General features: G+C 64.8%; 21 protein-coding genes. 5 read left to right on the top strand and 16 right to left on the bottom strand.

All coding sequences use genetic code 11. The annotated features are described in order from the left end of the window. The first annotated feature begins 20 nt into the window (after positions 1–20). Positions 21–1,010, top strand: a complete 990-nt coding sequence (locus THIX_RS16030) for a TrbG/VirB9 family P-type conjugative transfer protein (RefSeq protein ID WP_112486307.1) — start codon at positions 21–23, stop codon at positions 1,008–1,010. 34 nt (positions 1,011–1,044) lie between these two features. After that, positions 1,045–2,508, top strand: coding sequence for a TrbI/VirB10 family protein (locus THIX_RS16025; RefSeq protein WP_112486313.1), 1,464 nt, complete (start codon positions 1,045–1,047; stop codon positions 2,506–2,508). A gap of 91 nt (positions 2,509–2,599) precedes the next feature. Here THIX_RS16025 and THIX_RS16020 read toward each other — a convergent pair whose 3' ends face one another. Continuing rightward, on the bottom strand, positions 2,600–2,929 hold the full coding sequence (locus THIX_RS16020; RefSeq protein ID WP_112486312.1) for an HU family DNA-binding protein: 330 nt from the start codon (positions 2,927–2,929) through the stop codon (positions 2,600–2,602). 301 nt (positions 2,930–3,230) lie between these two features. Continuing rightward, on the bottom strand, positions 3,231–4,400 hold the full coding sequence (locus tag THIX_RS16015) for an IS4 family transposase (protein ID WP_112484535.1): 1,170 nt from the start codon (positions 4,398–4,400) through the stop codon (positions 3,231–3,233). 166 nt (positions 4,401–4,566) lie between these two features. On the opposite strand from THIX_RS16015, the gene THIX_RS16010 reads away from it, so the two are divergent. Next, a complete protein-coding gene (locus THIX_RS16010; protein ID WP_112486978.1) occupies positions 4,567–5,988 on the top strand; it encodes an EAL domain-containing protein in 1,422 nt (473 codons plus the stop codon). Between the two features lie 10 nt (positions 5,989–5,998). Continuing rightward, positions 5,999–6,427: a hypothetical protein gene (locus tag THIX_RS16005; RefSeq protein WP_112486977.1), complete on the top strand. Its 429-nt coding sequence runs from the start codon at positions 5,999–6,001 to the stop codon at positions 6,425–6,427. Between the two features lie 317 nt (positions 6,428–6,744). Here THIX_RS16005 and THIX_RS16000 read toward each other — a convergent pair whose 3' ends face one another. Then, complete coding sequence (locus tag THIX_RS16000; protein WP_112488420.1) at positions 6,745–7,044, bottom strand: H-NS family nucleoid-associated regulatory protein; 300 nt, start codon at positions 7,042–7,044, stop codon at positions 6,745–6,747. A gap of 87 nt (positions 7,045–7,131) precedes the next feature. Then, entirely contained in the window at positions 7,132–7,278 is a 147-nt protein-coding gene (locus THIX_RS24955; RefSeq protein ID WP_371413012.1) for a DUF4113 domain-containing protein, read from the bottom strand. Positions 7,279–7,485: 207 nt separating this feature from the next. Here THIX_RS24955 and dinB point away from each other — a divergent pair, with 207 nt between their 5' ends. After that, positions 7,486–8,643: a DNA polymerase IV gene (gene dinB, locus THIX_RS15990; protein ID WP_112486976.1), complete on the top strand. Its 1,158-nt coding sequence runs from the start codon at positions 7,486–7,488 to the stop codon at positions 8,641–8,643. 250 nt (positions 8,644–8,893) lie between these two features. Here dinB and THIX_RS15985 read toward each other — a convergent pair whose 3' ends face one another. The 12 genes from THIX_RS15985 to THIX_RS15930 all read right to left on the bottom strand — a co-directional run bounded on the left by THIX_RS15985 (position 8,894) and on the right by THIX_RS15930 (position 22,938). After that, positions 8,894–9,433: a S26 family signal peptidase gene (locus THIX_RS15985; protein WP_112486975.1), complete on the bottom strand. Its 540-nt coding sequence runs from the start codon at positions 9,431–9,433 to the stop codon at positions 8,894–8,896. Between the two features lie 9 nt (positions 9,434–9,442). Continuing rightward, positions 9,443–11,329 carry a type IV secretory system conjugative DNA transfer family protein gene (locus THIX_RS15980; RefSeq protein ID WP_112486974.1) on the bottom strand — a complete coding sequence of 629 codons (1,887 nt, stop codon included), beginning with the start codon at positions 11,327–11,329 and terminating at the stop codon, positions 9,443–9,445. A gap of 49 nt (positions 11,330–11,378) precedes the next feature. Continuing rightward, positions 11,379–13,055, bottom strand: coding sequence for a UvrD-helicase domain-containing protein (locus THIX_RS15975; RefSeq protein WP_112486973.1), 1,677 nt, complete (start codon positions 13,053–13,055; stop codon positions 11,379–11,381). A 298-nt stretch (positions 13,056–13,353) separates the two neighbouring features. Then, entirely contained in the window at positions 13,354–13,809 is a 456-nt protein-coding gene (locus THIX_RS15970; RefSeq protein WP_112486972.1) for a prepilin-type N-terminal cleavage/methylation domain-containing protein, read from the bottom strand. Positions 13,810–13,971: 162 nt separating this feature from the next. Further along, positions 13,972–16,548 carry an ArdC family protein gene (locus tag THIX_RS15965; protein ID WP_112486971.1) on the bottom strand — a complete coding sequence of 859 codons (2,577 nt, stop codon included), beginning with the start codon at positions 16,546–16,548 and terminating at the stop codon, positions 13,972–13,974. A gap of 1 nt (position 16,549) precedes the next feature. Next, positions 16,550–16,933, bottom strand: coding sequence for a hypothetical protein (locus tag THIX_RS15960; protein WP_112486276.1), 384 nt, complete (start codon positions 16,931–16,933; stop codon positions 16,550–16,552). Positions 16,934–16,938: 5 nt separating this feature from the next. Further along, positions 16,939–18,570, bottom strand: coding sequence for an LPD7 domain-containing protein (locus tag THIX_RS15955; RefSeq protein ID WP_112486275.1), 1,632 nt, complete (start codon positions 18,568–18,570; stop codon positions 16,939–16,941). Positions 18,571–18,631: 61 nt separating this feature from the next. Beyond that, positions 18,632–19,456 (bottom strand): hypothetical protein, encoded by an 825-nt coding sequence (locus THIX_RS15950; protein ID WP_112486970.1) that lies wholly within the window; start codon positions 19,454–19,456, stop codon positions 18,632–18,634. 15 nt (positions 19,457–19,471) lie between these two features. Then, the gene (locus tag THIX_RS15945; RefSeq protein WP_158540924.1) at positions 19,472–20,152 is read right to left on the bottom strand and encodes a hypothetical protein; all 681 of its coding nucleotides are present in this window, start codon (positions 20,150–20,152) and stop codon (positions 19,472–19,474) included. 93 nt (positions 20,153–20,245) lie between these two features. Beyond that, positions 20,246–21,070, bottom strand: a complete 825-nt coding sequence (locus THIX_RS15940) for a hypothetical protein (RefSeq protein ID WP_112486968.1) — start codon at positions 21,068–21,070, stop codon at positions 20,246–20,248. Beyond that, complete coding sequence (locus THIX_RS15935; RefSeq protein ID WP_112486967.1) at positions 21,051–21,350, bottom strand: hypothetical protein; 300 nt, start codon at positions 21,348–21,350, stop codon at positions 21,051–21,053. Before THIX_RS15935 ends, THIX_RS15940 begins: the two co-directional genes overlap by 20 nt. A gap of 277 nt (positions 21,351–21,627) precedes the next feature. Continuing rightward, complete coding sequence (locus THIX_RS15930) at positions 21,628–22,938, bottom strand: hypothetical protein (protein WP_112486966.1); 1,311 nt, start codon at positions 22,936–22,938, stop codon at positions 21,628–21,630. Between the last annotated feature and the right edge of the window lie 37 nt (positions 22,939–22,975).

The raw sequence follows: 22,975 nt of genomic DNA, 5'->3' as shown, positions 1-22,975 counted from the left end.
CCCCATTCTGGAGAACCCCCATGAAACGCACTCTCGTTGCCGCCTCTCTTTTTGCGCTCTTCACATCAGCCTTCGCTGCTGACCAACCCGTGATTGGCTTTGTGCCTGTCCGGCGCACCGCCAGCACACCGGCGGTCGGCACACCTGACAACGGTCGCACCAGCCACGAACTGATTGATCAAACCCCACCTGTGCCCCTGTCTGACCGCGCCACCGACGCCGCCGCGCAGCAATGGCTGCAAACCGGTGTTGCAAACGACATCATCGGCACCAACGGCTCCGTCATGTACGCCTACGGCCAAAGCCACCCGACGATCACCTGCGCGCCGCTGCATGTCTGTGTCATCAACCTGCTGGCCGGGGAGCACATCACCAGCCTGAGCATCGGCGACTCGGTGCGCTGGCTGGTGCAGCCGACCGACGCCGGCAACCGCCCCGTGGTGATCGTCAAACCCACCCAGGCCGGGTTGGTCACCAACCTGGTGGTCACCACCGACGCTGGCCGGGTGTATTACATGACCCTGGTGAGTGATGCGCACAACTATGTGCCGCTGATTGGGTTCTATGACCCGCAGGCGCTGGTCATCAATCTTCAGCAGCAAGCCGCGCAAGAGCGCGCAGCCGAGCAGGCCAAGGTCGAAGCACACCAACAAGCCGTGGTCGCGCCTCTCGGTGACATCGACCCGGCCAAGTTGGATTTCAACTTCCGCTGCAAAGCCGACGACAACCATGCCGATCTGGACAACGCGGATCTGATGCCGACGCGCGTGTTCGCCGGTGGCGGCCACACCTATCTGCAGATGCCCAGCACGATGAAATACACCGACGCACCTGCCGTGTTCAACACCACGGGCGGCAGCACCGAACTCCTGAACAGCCGCCTGGTGCATGGCTATTACGTCATCGATGGACTGCCGACCCGGTTCAAGCTGGTGCTGGGCGTGGGCAAGAACTCCCGCGCCGTCACCTGCCATCACGAGCAGGTGAACGCCGGATTCTGGGCACGTTGATTCAGCAAACCCAAGTCAACACAGGGGCATAGACATGAGTGAAGCAATCCAACCCGTAGGCGCCATCGAGGGTGCAGCCTTGCCGCAAGCCTTGCCACCCATTGCCGATGTCATCGGCCCCGGCAAGGTCGCCAAGGCGGGCAAGAACGCCAAGGGCATGAAGCTCAAGGCCGACCCGAAGCAGGGCAAACGCCTGTCGAAGAAAAGCAAGACGCTGATCTTCGGTGGACTGAGTGCCTTGTCGGTCTTGATCCTGGTCGGCATCGCCACGTCGGGCAACAAGGCTGCCGCTCCAGCAGGAGCGCCAGCCAGCAGCACGGATCAGGTGGGCATGACGCAGGCCCCGGCGCCAACGTCGGCGCAGCAGCGTGCCTTCAAGGTGCGGGCGACGGCGGCGAATGCTGGCGAGGGGGGCTCTATTCCGTCCGTTGTCGGCGGCACATCGGCATCGTTGGCGCCCCGTGGCGCGAGCGGCGCCGATGCTGAGTTGACACAGGGCGTGGCGCTGCAGGCTGGACAGACCCCAGGCCCGACGCCTGCCGAGAAATACCGCCAGTGGCTGGTGGACAACCACTACAAACGGCTTGAGGGCCTGGTGCTGGCCTCGCAGAGCGCCAACCTGGCGAAGACCAGCGCGGGATCCATGCAGTCCTCGCAGGGCGGCGGCCCGTTCGCGCAGCAAGCCAGCCCGACCGGAATCCTGGCCTTGCAGAAGAAACTCACCGAGACCTTGGCGCAGAACCCCCGGGCCGCGAACGACCCCAATGTGCGCAAGCTGTTGGCGTCTCTGGGCGGCATGGGTGGACTCCCCGGCGCACCAGGCGCAAGCCAGCGATCCGGCAACCAGGGCTTCCTCGATGTCCAGCAGCACCAGGACGGCAACGGCTATCTGGCTGCGGTCGTGCAGCCCAAAGCCTCGAACCACGAACTGTTCGCCGGCTCGGTCATCCCGGCCGTGCTGCAAACCGGCATCGACAGCGACCTGCCCGGCACGATCACCGGCATGGTGCGGCAGACGGTCGATGACAGCCTGAACCCCGGCATCGTGCTCATTCCCCAAGGCACCCAGGTCATCGGCGCCTACAGCAGCTCCGTGGCCTACGGTCAGAGCCGCGTGCTGGTGGCCTGGAACCGGCTGATCTTCCCCAACGGATCGATGATCGACCTGAAAGGCATGGTCGGCGCGGACGGGCAGGGCGAGAGCGGCCTTGGCGACGAGGTGAACAACCACTTCACGCGCATCTTTGGCAGCGCCATCCTGATGAGCCTGCTGGGTGTCGGTGCGCAGTTGAGCCAGCCGCAGAATGCTGGCGCCTTCAACACGCCGAGCGCCAGCGCGCAGGCGGCAGGAAGCTTGTCGCAGCAACTCGATAGCGTCGGCACGAACCTGCTGAACAAGAACCTGAACCTGCAACCCACCCTGAACATCCGCCCGGGCATGACGTTCAACGTGCTGGTGAACCGGACAATGATCCTGCCGCCGTATCCAGGGAATTGAGAGGCGAGACTGTGCCTCCGCAACGACGGATGCAAGGGCTGTGGGTGGACGAAGACGGGCGTCTGGATCGCAACGACCAGCCCCGTCTTCGTTATTGTTGCGGCAGTGAATCGATGGAGGCCAGGGCAATCGCTTGTCCAGCTTGCATTGGGTCCAGCGCCTGGAGCGGCTTGCCGGCCCTGAACCTTGGCGACCGCATGGCCGGCGCCATGAACGTTTCGCCGGATCGCGGGTTGCGCACCATGCGCGCCCGGCGTTCGGAGGCGCTGAAGGCTCCGAAGTTGCGAATCTCCACGCGCTTGCCCTCGGCCACGGCCTGCATGATGGCGTCCAGAATGACCTCGACGCTTTGCTCGGCATCCTTGCGTGCGAGGTGAGGGTGGCGCTCGGCAAGGCGGTCGATCAGTTCGGAGCGGAGCATGGTTGGAGTGGAAGGGGGCGGGATTTTCTCGACACTCACCTGGCATGACACCGGGCGTACACCATCAATCGAGCAAGGGAACCGAGAACGCCAAGCCATTGATTCGTGGTCTTGGCGGTTCTCGATTCAATCGTTCTCAGAAACGGTGGTTTATGGACAGGATTTCTGTGAAGTAGTTCACGGTATTGCCCAATCGATTCGAGTTTCCCGATGGTCGGCATCGAGGATCCATCTATGCTTTCTCCAAGGAACAGGCACCTTCGCAGGCGAACGCCAGGAGATAGCCGNCAGTAGTGTCCGGTTAAATCTCGAACAGATTCAATTGGTTAGCGATCGAGACCAGTTCGGGTTGGGTGCGATCGGGCTGCAAGGCGCATGAAAGCTGGGTTTTCTCGAAAACCGAGACCGACAGAATCTGTAGACATGTGTAGAGCGAGGCATCGAGGTGAAGCTCCTGTTTGATGATGGCAATCAGCACGTAGGTGGCGATGGCACACCAGATTTGCGTTTTCACCGCGTTCTCGCTGGTGCCCAGAAAACGCTTGATCCGCAGATGCTGCTTGATCCATTTGAAGAAGAGTTCGACCTGCCAGCGGCTCTTGTAGAGTGCGGCGATCGTCAAGGCTGGCAGGCTCGTGTTGTTCGTCAGGAAGATCAGCGTCCTGCCCGATTCGGGGTCTTTGAAACGAATGCGGCGCAGATGCTCGGGATAGTCCCGGCTGGCGTAAAAGCCGTTGAAGCGGATGCTCTGATCGCAGATCACCCCCGTGCTGCGGTCGGTGGCAGCCGAGTACACCCGCCGCGCGTCCATGCCCTTCTTGGCTCGCGTGATGAAGAAGGCGCCGGCCTGATGCAGTGCATACAGCCGCGCGAAATCCACGTAGCCCCGGTCCATCACGTAGAACGCTCCAGCCTCCACGGGCAGGACGTCGAGCACGTTGACATCGTGCAGTTTGCCGTCGCTGATGTGAATGAAGGCGGGAATCGCCCCACGCAAGTCCAAGAGCGTGTGCAGCTTGATGGCGGCCTTGGTGGAGCGAAATGGTGCCCAGTCGAACAAGCTCAGGCACAGATCGATGGTGGTGGAGTCCAGCGCGTAGACCGTGGCGTCGAGCCCCAGGTCCGAAGGCTCCTGCGCATACAGCGCCCGTGCCCGGGCGATCAACCGCTGCGCCAGCGCGTGATAGATGCGCCAATCGCGCTGAGTCAACGCATCGGACAGCGTGGAGCGCGCAGGCACAGCTTTGATCCCCATGTGGAACAGCTTGGTCTGGTTGGCCGCCAGACACGCCTCGATGTCGCGCAGCGATTCGCGCCAGGTGAGTTGCGCGAACGCCAGGACGCGAAACACATCGGCGCACCCCAGCGTACGCACACCGGCATCGCCCTGGTGCCGCTCGATGATGCGACCAAACGTCTTCCATGGCACAAACTCCATCACCTGCGCAAACAGCGTCTTGCCGATGTTCATGCATCACCTCGGGTCGTGCAAACCCGTCAGCATCGCAAATCGGCAAACCGAAATTCAAATCGTGGACACCCATGAATCGCTCAAAACCCGCGTCAACATTGGCTCGGCGGCTCGCTGACATCCAATCAACCGGACACTACTGACCGCCGGGGGGTTCCAGCCCTATTTGCGGGCCATCGACCAGCGCCAGTTGATGCCGCGGGTGACCGATCCGGGCACGCACGCGCAACAGCTTGCCTACTTGCGTGCCTGGCGCAGCGAAACAATCGAGACGACGACCAGCTATGCCGGCAACCCCGCCGTGGCCGATCTGCACGACGCCGCCCAGGCCGCCGGCATCCGCAGCAGCGCGGCAGTCCCGCTGAAGGATGCGCAGGGCCATGTGTTCGCCGTGCTGATCCTGTTTGGCCGCTACCCCGGCGTGTTCGAGACCCCCTCGGCGCGAACGTTTCTGGCGGCTCTGGGCCTGCTGGTGAGCGAGCGGCAACATGAGACCTCGCGGGAACAGCAATTCGCGCCGATCTCCGCCGAACGCCGGCATGCGCTGCGGGATCGCCTGTATCGCGGGGCTCTGGAGCTGCACTACCAGCCGGTGGTGGATTTGCGCTCCGGCAAACCCGATCTGGTCGAGGCCCTGGCGCGTCTGCGGCTGGAGGACGGCACGCTGGCCAGTCCCGCGGAGTTCCTGCCCGGATTCGGCGAAACCGAGCTTGTGCGCCTCTTTCGGGATGGATTGCACCAGGCCCTGACCCAGCTTCAAGCTTGGGACGCGCAGGGGCTGAAGCTTGTCGTGAGCCTGAACCTGCCCCCAGCCGTGCTGATCCATCCCGAGTGCTCCACCTGGGTGCAACAGGCCTTGCAGGAGCATGGGCTGGCGCCGTCCCGCCTGCGTCTGGAGCTGTTGGAAGCCGAAGAACTGTATGACGTCTCCAGGCGGGATGCCGCCATGGCGGCGTTTTCCACCTTCGGCGTGCATCTGCTCATGGATGATCTCGGCGCGGGCTACAGCAGTCTGCTGCGCCTGCGCACGCTGCCCTTCTCCGCGGTGAAGATCGATCAGGGGCTGGTGCGCGAGGCTCCGCGGGATCCCTTGCGGGTCATTGGCTTCATCGGCTCGCTGGTGCGTCTGGCGCAGAGCCTGGACTTGCGTGTGATCGTGGAGGGGCTGGAAAGCCCGGCGCTGGTCGAGACCGCGGCCATTCTGGGCGCCACCGCCGGCCAGGGCTATGCGCTGGCGCGTCCGATGCCGGCGGCCGAGGTGCCGGGATGGATGCAGGGTTTTGAGCTCCGACTGGATCCGCAGCATCCGCAGACGGCCTTGGGCGCCTTGGCCGGGCACTGGAGTTGGGAGCATGGGGTGCGGTACGCGGGGGCGCGCGCGATGCATGACGAGGGCACTTGTGCGCTGGGCAGTTTCATCGTGTCGCAAGGACTCGGCGGATCCGCTCTGGATAGCGCCCACCGGCAGATGCATCAAGCCGCTGTCGAGCACGGGCCCGAGAGTGCCCAGTACCGGCAGTGGGCGCAGCGGGTGGTCGCCGCGCTGATGGCGCTGAGCAACGGGTCCATGGGAGCACCGACAGATTAAGGAGGCCATCATGGTTTTTCCTTCCGGAAAGTCCTGGGACCCCACGTCCCAGCAGTTCGACTACGACCCCAACGATCCGCGGGTGCAGGAGCTGTTCGCCCAAATCGAGGACCTGCGGCTGGAGAACCGGGGGCAGTTCAAGCCGGAGCGGGTGCAACTGCGCGGGGCCGGACATGTGGCGGGGCCGTTGAAGGATGGGCAGGGGGCCCTGATCGTCAACGACGATGGCCAGGGCGCGATCACCTTGCTGGCCTCAATGCCCCTGGAGGAGCATCAGTCGTGCTTTGTGAGGCGCCATCTGGGGATGCCCGGGGAGAGCGAGCGCCTCTACGATGTGCTGCGCTGCCGCCTGGGAACACGACCCCAGGATGCCGAGAACAGGATCTGGATCGCCGATCTCAAGGCGATCTCCCGTCATGGGCCCAGCATGAAATTGTAAAAATTGGGCTAAAGAAACCGACCCCAAACTCTGGGAATACGGGAGTTCGAAAACGCTGACGCCAGCATCGGAGTCGTCGAAAACAGCGAAAAAGTGAAGCCTCGCGTGTGATGTCGTCCAACGAAGCTTGAAATCGTCGGCAGAAACCCATGATTTGAATCCTGGCGGTTCACAAGTGCGAAATGCAACGGTGCCAGAAACGAGACGTATTGCGCCATTCTGTCCCGTTTTGCGGGCACCAGACCGGCCCCCACAGAGGGAAAGCGTGCAGTAGGCGCGGTGCCGGAAACGTAAGGCAATAAGTTGAACAGCCCAGCTCAAGCAATCGAAAACGCCGTGATCTCCTTGCCCGCCGCCATCTTCGCAGCCAGCCACCGCGGACGCTTGCCGCGTCCCGTCCAGATCTCACCTGTTGCAGGGTGGCGGTATTTCACGGGCGCGGGGCTGCCCTTGCGAAAGCTGGCGCGCTTGCCGCCCAGGTCTTCCGTGGTGATGCCGTACTCGGCCATCTTCTGTCGGATCTCGGCCACCACGCGGGCCAGTTCGGTGCGACGGGCAGCCTCGGCCTGTGCGGTGAGGGCGGCAATCTGGGCTTGCAATTCGGCGTAGGTGGGCATGGGCTCGCTGTTGTGTTGATGGATGGGATGTTTCACTCTCAGCCTATCGATGGCGCTGGTATTTAGCAAGATCAGATCAGGGGCCCCTCAGCCCGCCTTGACCACCGCCAACGCCTCCCCGCACGCCGTTGACCGGGACGACTGCCGCTCGCGCTTCATGCAACAATTCTCCGCAGTGCCGGTCGCGCGTGGCCGCAGCGTCCCCCGCACCCAACGCGCATGGACCGCATCCATCGTCGCGTTGCGCTGGGGGCTCATGTCGTCCCGTGCCAAGGATCCCACCATCGGCAATCGGCTGATCAATGCCTGGAGCGAAACGGCAGCCAACACCTGGATGCAGCCCCCGCCTGCGCGCATGCCGGCGATCCTGGAGGGCGACGATCGGATCGCTTGGCTCGACAGCCCGAACATCCTCGACCCCTTGCCGTCCCCGTCCATAGCATGAATGCGCGCCGCATCGCCCACCTGGACATGGACGCCTTCTTCGCCTCGGTGGAGTTGCTGCGCTATCCCGAACTGCGCGGCCTGCCCGTGGTGGTGGGTGGCCGTCATGACTGGCATCCCACCCTCCAGGCCGACGGCACCCACCGCTTTGCCCGGCTGCGCCAGTACGTCGGCCGGGGTGTGGTGACCACCTCCACCTATGAAGCCCGAGCCTTCGGCGTGTTCTCCGGCATGGGCATGATGAAAGCCGCCCAGCTCGCCCCGGACGCCATCCTGCTGCCGGCCAACTTCGAGGCCTACCGCCATCACTCGGCCTTGTTCAAGGCGGCGGTGGCCCAGATCGCACCGCTAATCGAGGACCGCGGCATCGACGAGATCTACATCGACCTCACCGACCTGCCCGGTGACACTCACACCCTGGCCGTGCGCATCAAGCAGGCCGTGCACCAAGCCACGGGACTGACGTGCTCCATCGGCATCACCCCCAACAAGCTGTTGTCGAAGATGGCCTCGGAGCTGGACAAACCCGACGGCATCACCATCCTGACCGAGACGGACATGCCCACGCGCATCGGGCCACTCTCGGTCAGCAAGGTGGGCGGCATCGGCCCCAAGGCCACGCGCAAGCTCAAGGACCTGGGCATCCACACCCTGGCCGATCTGGCAGGGGCCGATGCCGGTGTGCTGCAGCAGCACTTCGGCGCCACCTATGCCGCGTGGTTGCAGGATGTGGCGCAAGGCATCGACGATCGGCCCGTCGTCACCGTCCGCGAGACCAAGTCCGTCAGCCGCGAGACCACCTTCGCGCGCGATCTGCATCCCCGCCATGATCGCGCCGCGCTCTCCGCGGTGTTCACCGAACTCTGCCAGCGCCTGGCGGATGATCTGCAGCGCAAGGGCTTGGTCAGCCGCACCATCGGCATCAAGCTGCGCTTCGAGGACTTCCGCACCGTCACGCGGGATCTGTCCCTGGACGTGGCCACGGACGAGGCCCCAGTGATCCGCCGTGCGGCCGGGCAGTGCCTCAAGCGGATTGCGTTGCAGGGGCGGATACGGCTGCTGGGGGTGCGGGCCAGTGGGCTGATGACTACGCAAGATCAGAAGCGTTCAGGCCCATTACAGAGGCAGCTTGAATGGATCGATGGGGTTCGATGATGGCCAGTGCGCTTCCGGACACTGGCAGGACACGGTCAGGGCAGCAGTGGGCGGCTCCAGTATTAAAGCAGCTTGGCGGCAGCGCCTAGCCACCTTCAAACCCCGCCAGCTTCCACAACCAGTCGCTCCACGCCCGCATCATCTATGTGTGCTCTTCAAGATGCTTGGTGCGGTTGTAGGCCCGCCCCAGGGGGCACGCACGGAATGCGCAAGCTGCGCCTCGATGACCTCGGGATGGACGCGTAATGTTTCATCGAGGACTGCGCTGCACCGCAAGCACTTCAGCACGCTCCACCACCCCCCAATTCCTGCTGTCAAACGAATCTTTCGGCAACCCTGAGCCATACGTCCAATACTGCCCAGGCCTGAGCCTCGTCACGCCGAAATCCACCGGCAGCATCAAGCCAGGCCAGTCCTTCGGATGCGCAATCGGCCGACTCATCGGCAACATCCGTCCGTTGATCGTCACCCCTGCCGCCGTCACATCCACCACGTCGCCCGGCACGCCGACCACCTCCTTCAAAAAAGGCGCACCCTCGTTCGGACACGAACCCGAAACCATGAATGGCTCCAGCTTCACGCGCGGGCAGAAGGAGATCAGATCGCCGCGCCGGATCACGGTGCCTGCAGCGACCGGCGTCATGCGGTAGACCCCAACCGGCTCACTCGGCGTGAGGTTGACGCGCCAGCCCGTGGCCCAAGCCGAGCCGATCGCGGACGCCACAACCGCGCCGGCGATCAGCGGCCAGCGCAAGCGGTTCCAGTGGGGACGGCGAATGTTGAGGTTCATTTCGCCCCTTCAATCCTTGCCCCTGCCCGTCTCCACCGGCGCCGCAATCGCGCAGCGCGCGGCGAACTCCGGGTCTTCGTAATAGATGATCTTCTTGGCATAGATCGGCGCATGCCCGGCGACGAACACCAGTTCGTCCTCGGGCGGCAGGCGCATGCACTCGTCCGCCGTCAGCAGCGGACGCGACACGATCTGCTCGTTGGTGTTGACGTTCTGCAGCACCACGGCCAGGCGGTTGCCCGAATACTGCCGCTGGGTGTGCTCCACCGTGGCGGTTCCCGCCATCTTCGACAGCAACTCCGCCGTCTCGAGCTTGTTGGGCGCGTAGGCGATGCGGATGTGGCAGTTGCTGATGATGGATTCGTCCTTGGTGTAGGCCGCATACAACTGGCTCAGGTCCTGCACGATCAGCAGCGCCTTCATGCCGTAGCCCGCGATGAACGCGAGAGCTTCCTGGAACACGTCCAGCTTGCCCAGCGAGGGGAACTCATCGATGGCCAGCAGCAGCCGGTGCGGATAGCGCGACTTGCCACCGCCGGCGTCGAAGTCCATGCTCTCGGTCAACCGGCGCACGGTCTGGTTCAGAATCAGGCGCAGCAAGGGCTTGAGCCGATCCTTGTCTGACGGCGACACCACCAGGTACAGGCTGGTCGGCTGCTGCATCAGCGACTCCAGGGTGAAGTCCGACACCCGCGTGTTCTCCGCCACGATCGGGTCGCGGTACAGCGACAGGAAGGACAACGCGGTGGACTGCACGCCCGACGCCTCATTCCCCGCCTTGTTCAAAAACGACTGCGCCGCCTGTGCCGCGGCCCGCCAGCCATGCGCGGAAAACTCGTCGGCCAGGCCGTCATTCAGCATCGCGTGCGCCGTGTCGCGGATCGCCGTCATCACCGCGGCAGGCCCCTCCATGCGCTTGCCGCCACCATCCTGGTCTTCCGCCGCTTCAGCCAGTTGCTCGGCCAGCTCGCGGATCGGCCCGCCGTCGGACAAAATGGACTGCACCGTCGCCAGCGACTTGTCCTGGATCGGGTCATACAGCAGCACGAACAGCACGATCCCGGTCATCAGATCGAAGCCGGTCTTGGCCCAGTGATCGTTCAACCCCTTGCCGTCGGGGTCGACGATCATGGTGGCGATGTTCTGCACATCCTTGATCAGATTGCCGTCCAGCCGGATCTCGGCCAGCGGGTTGAACCGCGCCGACCCTGGATTGGCGGGGTCGAACTTGATGCAGCGCTGGCCCAGGGCCTTGCTGCGCCAACCCGCCGTGAAGTGCCAGCACTCGCCTTTGATGTCGTTGACCAGCACCGAGTGCTTCCAGGACAGCAGGGTGGGCAGGATGATGCCCACGCCCTTGCCTGAGCGGGTCGGAGCGAAGGCCAGGATGTGTTCCGGCCCGGCATGCCGCAGATACTGTTCGTCGTAGTTGCCAAAGAACACGCCGCCCGCGTTTTTCTCGCTGGGCAGCAGGCCCGTGGCTTCGACCTCTTCAGGTTCCGCCCAATGCGCCGAGCCGTGCAGATCGTTCTTTTCGCCCGCCGCCTTGCGCGTGCGCCGGAACGCCAGAGCGACCGGCATCAGCAAAGACAGCAGACCGCCCACACCCATGATCAGGTGCGCGTTCTCGAACACCTTCATCACCGCCAGACCGTACTCCAGCGAGTTGAATTTCCACGTCCAGATCAGGATGTCGAACGGGAAATACACGGCAGGCGCAAGCATGGGTTTGCCCAGCATCGGGCTCCATTGCAGCGCCCAGGCGGCGTATTCGGTCGCCGCCCATAGGGACGCCAGCACGATGAGGGTGAACAGGCCCAGGGCCGTCCAGACGAAGCGGGTGATGTCCTTCTGCGCGCGGGGGATGTGGTACAGATCGGGTTGGTGTGCGCTCATGTTCTTTGCCCCTGATATTGGATATGAACTCTCCGGCCACTAAGCGCCTTCAAAAACCAACGCCGACTTCTTCTGATCGGCGTGGGCGTGATGGTTCGCGCTTCTGCTCGCGCTCGACGGCCTGCGGCGCGGCTTCCGCTTCCCGGTAGCTCGATTTGCCGCCCAACCCCAACCCGTCAGCAAGAACGCCATCCAGCGACAGCGACCGCATGCCGCGCGTGCCCGCGACGTAGAGCAGGTTGGCTTCTTCCACGGACCAGCGCTTGTGGCCTGGCGTGCGAAAGTCGCCCGCCAGCCGCACATCGGCCCACTCCAGCCCCTTGCACTTATGAGCGGTGGAGATCACATGCGAATCAGGTTTGGCAACCCGCGCCGTTTTCTCCAGCATTGCGGCCAGTGGTTCGATGCGGTCGCCGTCTTCGGTGAGCTTGAACAACGCCGCGAGGTCATCGGCTTCCGATGCGGCATGCATGACGAGTTCCTGCCACCCCTTGAAATGGCACAACTCGGGGTTGCCCGTGCGGTCGTTGTCACGCAACTCCCGCATGCCATTCAGCAGCCCGACGATCTGGGAGACGCCGCCGGCGACGTGCGCCCTGGACAGATCGGGGGTCAGCATCAATTCACGCACGACCGAAGCGTTGGTGCGGCAGAGCGTTGCCACCCGCGGCTTGCCGCCATGGCTGAAATCGCGGCCTGCCGGCGCCTTGCCGGTGAGCCGCAGATCGGAGCCACAGAGTGCGAGCGCGTGGTTGGCGAACTCGGCGATCTCAGGCCCAAACCGGAACGACTCCGTCAGCCTGGCCTCGTGGTCGGTCTGGATGCTCTGCATGGCGTTGACGGCGTCGCGCCAGGCATAAATCTGCTGGTTCGGGTCGCCGACGTAAACCTTCTGCGCGGGTTGGTTGCCGACGATCTGCAGCATCAGCGCATTCGCGTCCTGGGCTTCGTCGAACAGGATGAAATCGGCGGCGATCTTCGGATTCGACAGCGCCCACACCTTGAGATAGGTGTCGTGCTGCGCGGGGAACGCATCGCGCGGATTGCGCATGCGCTCCCATAGCCTGTGCGTCGCGGGCAGCAGCGTGCCCGCGATCTCCCGCGCCGCACTCCAGTCTTGCGGCGTCGCGGCCTCGCGCTCGATGCCCATGATGGCCAGCATGCGGCCAGCCGGCGCGTTGTCCTTGCTGATCTCGGCCTCCGCGCTCATGCAATGCCGGCGCACCCAGTCCAGCATGAAGTAGCCCGCCGTCGCCTGTGAAATGACCAGCCTGTCACCGTCCTTGTTCTTGCCGGGCAAATCGATCATGGAGCGGATGCCGCCAGCCTCGGCGGCCATTCCGGCGGGCAGGCGCGAGCCGATCTTGGTGCGGAACCCGGGGTCAACATGCCGGAACGCCAGGGAGTGCGCGGTCGAGGCGGAAACGTTCGGCGGCATGCGGCGCTTGGCGTCATCGGCCATGGCGGTGTTGAAGGCGATGTAGAGGCCACGCCTGGAGGTGGATTCGCCGATCAGCTTGAGGGTCGAGGTCTTGCCCGTGCCCGCGCCGGCGATGATCTTGAGACTGCCGCTGGCGTTGAACGCTGCGACGGCATGCGCTTGCTCGTCTGTTGCACGCAGTTTGTCGCGCCCCAGGGCGGCGATCACGCTGGACGTCGCGGCATTGCGCTTGAGGGCGCGGCTGGTTTGGGGTAACGCCGTTTGCTGATCGATCTGCTTGTCCATGCCGCCTCTCCATCAAGAAGTTCCGATAGAGGGTTATTGCAAGCATCCGCAAATGGAGGAAGCCCGCACGCGGCGCTGTGAACTTGCTTCGGGTCGAGGACCGCTACGGCCTAGCGCCTGGCGCTACCAAAGCGATGAAAACGCCGGCAAGCTCACCGGCAGCGCGGTCTGGCGCAGGGAGGAAGCCGCGCGATGAGACAGAATGGCTCCGATTGATGGGCCTGATCGCCGGGACCCGCAAACCCTGAAAAAGCCCGCCGGCACATCACGCGCGGGCGGGCTGGTGCAGACTCAGGGCTTACGGGCAGTCGCCTTGGCCAGAGGCCAGTCCGCGGGTGCCGCCGTCACAGATCGTGCCGCTCATCACCCAGGTCATGGCGGTGCTGCCCATGGTCGGGGTGTCGGTGAACTTCAGCGCCGTGCCAGCGCTTGAAGTGGCGCTGCTGGTGCCGGTGATGACGCCAGCATTGCCGCCCGCGCCGACCGTCACGCCGATGGCGTTGGCCGTGGGCGTCACGACCGCAGGGATGCCGTGGGCACCCTGAACACACTGCGCCAGGTTGCCCGTGGTCTGCGCGCACAGCGCAACGTCCGTTTTGAGACTTTCGATCTCGGAGACGGTGCCCGACGCGTGCGCGCGGCTGGTGTAATTGCCGTACATGGGAATGGCGATGGCCGCCAGGATGCCGATGATCGCCACGACGATCATCAACTCGATCAGGGTGAAACCCTGTTGCTGCTTGTTGTGCTTCATTGGATGCCTTTCGAAAGGACGGGCGACGTTGCCTGCACGGTTATGGTGTGGACACGGCAAACCGGATCGCTGGCGATCGCCGACACGAAAAACCCGCCGCAGCGGGTTGAGGGATGGCGTGGAAACGGGATCGCGCCGAAACCGCCGAAACATCCCCCAGCTTTAGCGCTCAACCCCCCGGGTCTTGCTGGCGCCAGCCCGTGGAACCCGCTCCTCCGGCTCCTGCTTCTTCGTGGCGGGCTGCTGGCCCGGCGCAGTCGCCGATGACGCGCTGGCGCTCCAAGCGCCATCTTCGCCCCGGACGATCTCGGTGTGCTGGCCATCGGCAGCCACGGCCTGAAATTGGGTCGAGCCCAACTTCTCAGCCACGCCGATCATCGTCTCCGCGCTCGGCCCGGCGTACAACGACGCGCTGTGCTCATCGAACACCTCGTAGCGCTCGGCTTGGGGGATGTTGGCAAGGTCGGGCCTCTTCACAGGAGCCGCGCTCACCACCAGCGACCGGGCGGCGCGCACCCGCTCCACGTCAGCTTCAGGCATGCCGACATAGCGGGCATAGTCGTGGCCGCTGGGGTCGATGTGCAGGGTCTGGCGATCCGGCGCGGTGACCTCGACGACATGGCGCTGGTCGCTGCCGTCGTCCAGGCGCTCGACGCCACCCTTGCCAGCCAACCAGGACTGTGACTTGAAGAAATCCGCGGTGAACGCGTCGTACTCCGCCGCGGAGAGAGCCTTGGTGTCAACCACCTTCACCGCATCCGACCCTTGCGTCCCGGCACCCGGCAGGTTCACCACGTCGTCGCAGATGTCTTCGACGTTGCTCACCTTGCGCCAGAACATGGTTTTCTGGGGCGGGGCAAGCTCTTGAGCGGCTGGTGGATCGGCGGTATGCGCCCGCCGCACCTCGCTCTGGAACTTGTCCATCGCGGCGTCCAGTGCGGCTTGGCCCTCGTGCGCCGGCTGGTGCGCATCGATCACACCCGCCCACAGCTTTTGCAGCCCCGGATACTCCGCCAGCACTTGCGCAGGCGGCATGGATTTGCGCAGGAATTCAGGCGATTCAGGCTGATTGCCGTACAGGGCATTGTTCACCTCGCGCGCATGCACCTGGCGCAATGCGCCATCGATCGTCGGCCCATCGGCAAAGCCCAGCGACTCCTTGCCCATGAACACTTCCCATTGCCGCCCATGGCTCGGTCCCAGCTTTTCAGCATGCGCGATGCCAGCGAACTCCGCAAAGGTCAACGCATGAGGTTCTTGCGACAAGTCAATAACCTCCGGCCCGACAAGCTGGCCGACAAGCTGACCATCAATGCGATCGATCTTCTGCAACAAGTCCTGTTCCTGGCCCAGCACATAGTCCACCGCCTTGCCCGCCTCGGACGCCGCCCGGAACATCTCGTTCTTGTCCTGCTTCAATGCCTTGGCCCACGACTGCAGATACGCCGTGTGCTGGTCATCGTCGTGCGGGATGCCGGTCTCGGCCGCCATGAAGGCCGAGAACAGTTCGGCCCGCAGCTCTTCGCGGGCATAGCCCTCGGAGCCGAAGCGGTGGCCGCCGGTGATGCCCTCGCGGTTCAGGCGCTTCTCGGCGCCGGTGGCGTGGCCCATCTCATGCAGGGCGGTGCCGTAGTAGCCCTCGACACTCTTGAACGTGTCGTGCGGAGGCAGGGCGATCAGGTCTCCGGCCGGGGAGTAGTACGCCCGCGATCCCTGATGCACGAAGCGCACGCCGTCTTCCTGCATCGCCGTCATCAACTGCTCGCCACGTTCCAGCACAGGAATGTTCTGGCGCGGCGCCAGCGGCTCCAGCTTCAGCTTGTCGCACTGCTCGGCATTGAAGACGACGTAGTTGCGCCCCACCAGCAGATCCAGCGCGCGCTCGGCCTGCTTCCAGGAGTAATCCTTGCTGTCATGCTTGACCGTGAAAGACGCAGGCGGAACAACGGCGCCGCCGACCAGATGCACGCCGGCCGCATCGACGCCGCGCTTGCGATCGACACCAACGATGCGCCCCTGGTGAACAAGCTCCACATCGCGCCGCTGCCAGAACGGCTTGCTGTCCCAGCGCTCGATCATGACGCCTTTCTCGCCCTTGCGCACGTGGCCGCCGAGATCGTTGGACTGCTTAACCGTCACCCAGCGTGGATCGGCGTAGCCCTTCTCCAGCATCACCAGGCCCAGGATCACGCGATTGCCGCCCTGGTAATGCTTGCCCGACACCGCGTTGCGCGGCAAGCCTTGCAACGTGTGCCAGGGCTTGTTCCACGGCAATGATTGGCCGGATTCGATCGCCACAATCACCTTGTCGGTGAACTCCTGGCGGAAGTCACGTGCCGGGGCTTGCCCTGGTTCAATCCCTTCTTTTGCCCCTGCTGTTGGGTTCTCCAGATGGATGACCGGCTCGGGCTGAACCACGCCACCGGCAAGGTCCACCAGGTTGACACCGGCGTCGTCATCCGTCCTGCGTGCAACATCGGGACGCGGAAAATACGCAGGCTGCGGGCTCGGCAGATCAACCGACACCGCGCCGTCCGCGCCGAACGTGACGCTGCCGTCCGGCAACTCCCGGAACGCCGCAGCGATGACCCGTGCGTTCGCGGATCGATAGCGCTCGCCGATGATGTCGGCGAACTGGGGGAAGGTGTAGGTTCCAGGCCCCTTGTCGGCGACCAGAAACGCATAGGCCTGCACGCCCAGGCGCAGGTCGGGGTTCAGTTCCTCGATGGGGATGTTCATGTCACACCCCCAGGCCGACAGGCTCGATGCCCAGATCCAGGGCGTCCAGCAGCGCTTGGTCGTGCGTTCGTTCACCGCCTTGCGCCTCGTCCTGTTCGTTCACGGGCGCCAGGTCGTGATCGACGACGGCACCCAGACGTTGCGCATCACGCGCGGGGATTTCAAGGGTTACGGGTTTCATCATTTGCTCCTGTTTCACAAAGCGATTGACGCGCTGGATGAACACGCTGATCTCGCGCTCGATGCGCCAGGGGATGCTGTCCTGCCAGTCGTAGCCCGACAGGTTGCGGCCGACCCACTCGGCCAGCAGCCGAACGAGCCGGTCATCCTGGACGAGCGACTGGCGCACCAGCGCCTCGCGCTGCGCTTGCGTCCGTTCGCGCATGGCGATCAGAGTCCGATACCCTGGCCCATGTCCATCGTCTTGCCGGTGCGCCCGGAGCGGAAGACGGCGGGGCCGGGAAGTGCGACCTCTTCCGACTTGATCTCGCGCTTCTCGTCCTTGACCTCGCGGCCTTCCTTCTTGGCGGCGACAGCCTCCAGCTCTTCATCGACGTTGCGCACCCGCAGGCTCTTGGCGTCGGCATCCTGTTCGGCAGCCTGCCCCTGCGCGCGTTCGGCCTCGTGCGCCCTGGCGATGCTGGCGGCGACCTCTTCGTTTTCACGGGCGCGTTCGCCTGCGGTCCTGTAGGCCACGCCGATCACCGGCGCTAGCTCAGGACCGAGCGCTTCGCGGGTGCGGATCACGCGGTCGTCGCGCACGATCACCACGTCCCGCGCCAGTTCAGTGAGTGCGCCATCGCGGGTGAGGTTGGGCGCCAATTCCTTGAGCTTGCCCAGGTCGACCCCGCCGTCCGGCTTGCGCAGGTCAGCTTGCGCCAGCACGCGCAGCGCGGCATTCTGGGTTTCGCGGAACGCGGCCCCGGCAGCCAGCACCCGCTCGGCAGGCATCACCACCACGCCGTCGCCGTTGGGGGTCACCCCCAGCTTGTCGGCCTGCTCGATGGTGAGCGGATCGGCGCGCAGTTGCACCGGGCCGGTGCGCTCGGCAATCGGACGGGCCACCGCCAGATCGCCGGTGATGCCGCGCTCGACACTGGGCACGACCGCGCGCTTGAGCTGTGGGTTCAGGTCGCGGCCTTTCTTCCAGGCCATCAGCACTTCGGGTTCGCTGTTCTGCAGCGGGTAACCCAGACGGCCTGCGATCTCGGCGGCCTTGACCTTGAACGCCAAGTCGCCGGTGAGCATCAAACCTTTTTTCAGATCGAACTTCTGTGCCGAAATCTTCAGCGCCGCCCCGATGTCGCGATCATCGTTGCGCTGCACGTCCAGGCGGGAGCCGCGATCATGGATCACGGTGCGCAGGCCGCGCTTGTAATGAATCTGGCCGTCCTGGTCGATGCTGTGCACCAGGTCGGCCAGGGTTACGGCCTTGGGTGGCACACCGCCGAAGCCTTCGATGCCGGGATCAGGCGCTTTCCTGGCTTCTTCCAGCAAGGACTCCAGAACCGGGTCGCCAGGGTTGTCCTGCGCCTTCTCGCCCAGGAAATCGACCCAGCGGGCCGGGCGCGGCATGGTCTTGTCCATGTCGCGCGCTGCGGCATCCTTGCGCGCCTCGAAGTCTTCCACCAGCGCGGCGGTTTCTTTCGCCAGGACACTGTCATGCAGATGCGCAGCCACGCCCTCGGCGGTCAGGGATTCAGCCCGCTTGGCGCGGGCATCCTCGACGTCGCCTTGCAGCTTCATCCAGCGTTCGCGCCAGTCGGCATCGAACCCATCAATGGCGGCGTTGCGCTCGGTGCGCGCCGGGGCGCTCAGTTCCTCGTACTCGTGCAGCAGATCAAGGCGCTTGTGTTGCTCCACCGACAGGTCGGGGTCGGCAGCCGCCGGCATGGGTGTTGCGGCCACAAGATCAGGGGCAATGGAAAACGTGGCGGCAGGAACTTCCTGCGCTTCGGGTTTCGGTTCGGCGTCGGCTTTGGCCTGGTCAACCAGGTTGTCGAGGGTGTCGAGTGCGTTCATGGGGTTCTCCGGTTTCCGACATGTGCGGGTGATGGGCTTATGGTGTGGACACGGCAAACCGCTACCGCCCCACTTCCGCCTCGGGCTGGCGCTGCGCGACCACCGGGCGGCCGTTGCTGAGGGTCACGGTTGTGAGCGTCACCGTCGGGATCGGCACCTTGTCCCACTTCGCCGCGTTCAGCACGGGGTCGCGGATGGTGCGCTTGGCAGCGCCCTGGACCGACCGATCGCGCTTGGCTTCGTCCAGCATGTTCTCCGGCGCGGGGAACAGCTTGTCGCCCCATTTGCGGGCTTCGGCCATCACCCCCAGCAGGTTCTTCTGCTCCGGGCCATAGTCGATCTGCGCCACCTTGCCATCCACGGCCTTGGCCGCCTCGCGCGCCGCGAGCCTGGAGGCGTGCGAGTTGTCGGGCACGACCACGATGTCCTTGGCCTTGAGCGTGTTCTTGGCGAACTCGGCCACGGCCTTCATGTTCTCCGGGGTGAAGGCCGGCATGACGATGGCGCGCTCGCCGGTGGCGTGGTAGATCGCCAGGGCCGAGGCGACGGAGTGCGTCACCACCACCTGGCCACCGAATTCGGCGGGATCGGGCGCGTCCCTGGCCGTCATCGGCTCACCCATCATCATCTTGAAGCGCATGGCCTCGGTCACCGGGATGATGGAGAACGATCCAGAGCCGAATTGCGAGCCGGGATAGACCGCGGCCTTGTCGGGGTTGACCTCGACCTTCTGCGCACCGTCCAGGCGCATGGTGTCGCCCTTGATGCGAAACATCGGCACGACGAATTGCGCCGGCTGACCGCGCATGGCGGCGGCCATCGCCTGGCGGGTGGACTCGGGGCTTTGCCTGCCGAAGTCGGCTTCGAATGCGGGGTTTTTGAACATGGTGGTCTCCGGGGTTCAGCGTTCGATGCCGGCGGCAAGTTGGCGGGCGGGCGTCATGCTTTTCATGCCTGGCGTCCATGGTTTGGCATCCGCAATGGGCGAGAAGACAACCTCATCGCTCGACGGGTAGAGGCCGCGCGCATGAGCGTGGGCGTCGATCAAGGCGTTCAGGATGTTGGTTTGGCCCGGCTGGTACGGCGGCGACGCGACCTTGACGCGCTCACCCAGGGTGCGGGCGGCGTCACGGGCCGCAGCGCGCGACAGATCGCTGTTGTCCGGCAGGATGACGACCTCCTTGCCTTGTGACAGTGCCCATTGGGCAACCGGCCGGATGTTGAGGTGGTCGAGCGCGGCGATCGCGATGCCGCTTCCCAGGGTGTTGACCGCCAGCGCGGACGCGGCGCTGTGGGTGACCACCATGCGGTCCAGGATGTCGCTGAGCCGCAGCGCGGTTTGCGCGACATGGCCCTTCGTGCCGAGACGGTTGTACAGCGCCGGGAAATGGCCCGCGACGGCGAACGCCCCCGCCGGGACGAATCCCAGCGCTGTCGTTTGCAAGGTCCCGCGATGCGGTCCCTGCTGCAGGCGCAGATCCTGCACCGCGACCAGGTCATACCGGGCGCCATCCACGGACGGCGCGATGACGGGGAAGGAGAACTGCGCGGGCTGCTGCGCGAGCGCGGCCGTCATCGCCACGTTGAAGTCGCGAGCGTTGAAGGATTTGAGTTGTTCGACAATGCGCTTCTGATCCATGGTTGGCTCCAGTTGATGGGGGGTGGTCTATGGGCTTCAGCGCTCGATGTCGTTTCCGCCGAAGCGCACCTGCGCTTGACGAAAATCGATGCGGCCACGAGAAACTTTTTGCATTGGTGTGACGCATTGCGCAGCCTTCAGCGGATCGAGAATGCTGTGCATGATGAAGTCGTACCTTGCGCGTTCCGCGGCCTGCGGATCTGGCGTTGGCCGCGCTCGGCCTCGCTCGTCTGCTGCTTGTATTGCGTCGATAAGCCCATGCATCAGGTTGATTTGCGGCGCCGTCGGGTCCATGCCGGTCACCTTGCCGCTGACGGCGCGGGCCGAAAACAGCGCAGCATTGCGCGACGCGGGGGTGTTGTCGGAAAACAGGACGATGGCGGCCTTGCTGCCCAGCACGCTTCTGGCATAGGCCGCAGCCGGGAACATGTTGTCTGGGGTGATCGCGCACAGTACCGGCTCGCCGGTGGCGTGATGGATCGCCAGGGCTGATGCCGCGGAATGCGCGATCACCAGGCGCGGCGATTTAGCGTCGACCAGGTTGCGCACGTCTTCCGGCGGGATCTCTTCGCCGGCAAGAATCTTCTGCCGGATGGTGACAGCCAGGCCGCCGGACGCGATCAGGCCGAACGCGTTCGACATCCGTGAACCGGGGTACACATGACAATGATCGTGATCGGGGTTGATTTCGACCTTTTGCGCGCCGCAGAGAACCAGATCATCCGTGCCGATCACCCGATGCAGAACGGGGATCGCGAACGTGGCGCGTCCGCCGGCAACCACGTAGTGCAGTTGCTTGTCAAATTCCTTGTGGTTGAGCGTGTCGTAGAGAGCATCAAAATCAGCATTGATGTAGGTCATGGGGGTCTCCGGTGATCGTCCGCATTCGCGGCTCAGGGTGGATATGCCGTGGACACGGCAAACCGTGTCGCCTGTCGCGCAGCACACGCATCGCGAAGCGGCACAGCAGCGCGGAACCGACGGTGAAGGCCGGCGTCCAGATCAGGCTGTCGGCCCAGCGCGCGCCACCGACATAGGTCAGGCCGTGCAGCGGTGAATCGCCGAAGTTGTCGATCGCCATCAGGGCCGACCCCGCCGCGTCGAACGGCAGGATCGACGCGAACGCCAGGGCCGCCAGCATCCAGGGGCGCGTTGACCAGGCGCCGCCAGGCTCCCTGCCGCACGAGACAGCCCACAGCTCCAGGCAAGGCAGAAGCGGGACGGCCGACAGCACATATGCACGCCGCTGGTGTTGGGCACCGGCCCCGGGAACCCGGCACGCCACTGCAGGCCGATCAGCAGCATGTTGCCGCCCGCGGTGAACGCCAGCGCGGCGGCCATCGCCCGGTCGATGTCGCGCCGGCGCAGGCGGCTCAGCACGATGAGCGACAGGGGCAGGACCAGGGTCAGAGAGGGATTCAACGCGACACTCCCGCATCGCCACCACGGCCGATGTCCTTGCCCCTGCCTGGGTCTTGACTTGGCACTGGCGACGCGAACGCATCGGCCTGATCGGCGCGCACTTGCTGCGGCGAACGCGCGGTGTCGATGAACTCCCGGACGGCAGCCAGCCCCGCCCGCAGGTCGTGCTTGCGCTCCTTGAGGATGTCGTGGGCGTCGAACCCGGGCTTGTGGTTGTCCACCAGCGCCACCTTGCCGCCGCAGATTTGCGCTGCCTCGACGGCCTTGCGAATACCAACAAAATCGGACTTCTGCAGGTCGTTGTCGGCCGCGAAGACGATCTCATGCTTTGCCGCCAAGCCGGACGCCTTGAGCCAGCGCGCCACCGCTGGCAGGTTGTTGGCCGACAGTGCCGCGAGCACGACCGTGTCCTTCACGCTTCCCGCTGGCGATCCCCAGCCAGCGGTTGCCGTTCGGATGGCCTGCCCCGTGCGCACGCCTTCAACAACGACGATGCGGGCGCCGGGCCGCAGCCAGGACGCTCCCAGATCGCAGGACGGGGCAAGCTGCGCCAACAAGCCAGGGTTCGACCGGCCCTCCATATTCAGCGCCGCGCGCAAGTCTGGCTTGCACCCTGGGGGCGTGAACATCGCATCGCGCGTCGGCAGCGGCAGCGGCACGAACGCCCCGGACATCTTGCTGCCGGCGAGGACGTACTTGTCCGGCGTGGCTTCGGTGTTGCGCAGCAGTTGCTGGCCGCCGCACAGCTCGACGGAGCGGGAAGTGGGTGAGACGGGGCGGAACAGTGGGGCCAGCAGGTCGCCAGCGTTTTTGTGGTCCACCGGGAACTCGCGCAGACCGCTGGGATGCACCCAGGCGCCGCCCTTGACAAGCTGCGGATGATCATCGCGCGGGACGGGGCCGGCGTACCACGCCGCCAGCACACCCGCCACGCAGTCCGCATCCAGGGGATCATGGGCTGCAACCGCGACGTGTGCCTGGTCGGCAGCCCGTCTTGCCGGCGGCGCGGGTGGGCAACGGGGATCTGCCGCGACCTCGATCCCAAGATCGCGCGCGGTGATGTAGCGGGTCGGAGACCCGTCGCTGGCCTCGCGCCCTTCGCGCCAGGGCTTCGGCAGATCGAGACTGCCACGGTGCGAGGTGATGACGGCGATGCCGCTGTCTTTGATCAGAATGGCCTGCGCCTCGGTCGATCCGCCGCCATCGTTCGCCCGGTGCATGGTGCCTTCGCGGGCCTGGTGCGACTTGCCGATCTTCCAGCCTTGTGCCTCAAGGTTGGACAAAACCGCGTGTTGGAAAGCGGACATCGAAATCCCCGGTGAGTTGTGTCACCAGGGATATGCT

The organism is Thiomonas sp. X19, assembly GCF_900089495.1.
Classification (GTDB): Bacteria; Pseudomonadota; Gammaproteobacteria; order Burkholderiales; family Burkholderiaceae_C; genus Thiomonas_A.
This window is presented reverse-complemented; position numbering and strand designations above follow the sequence as displayed.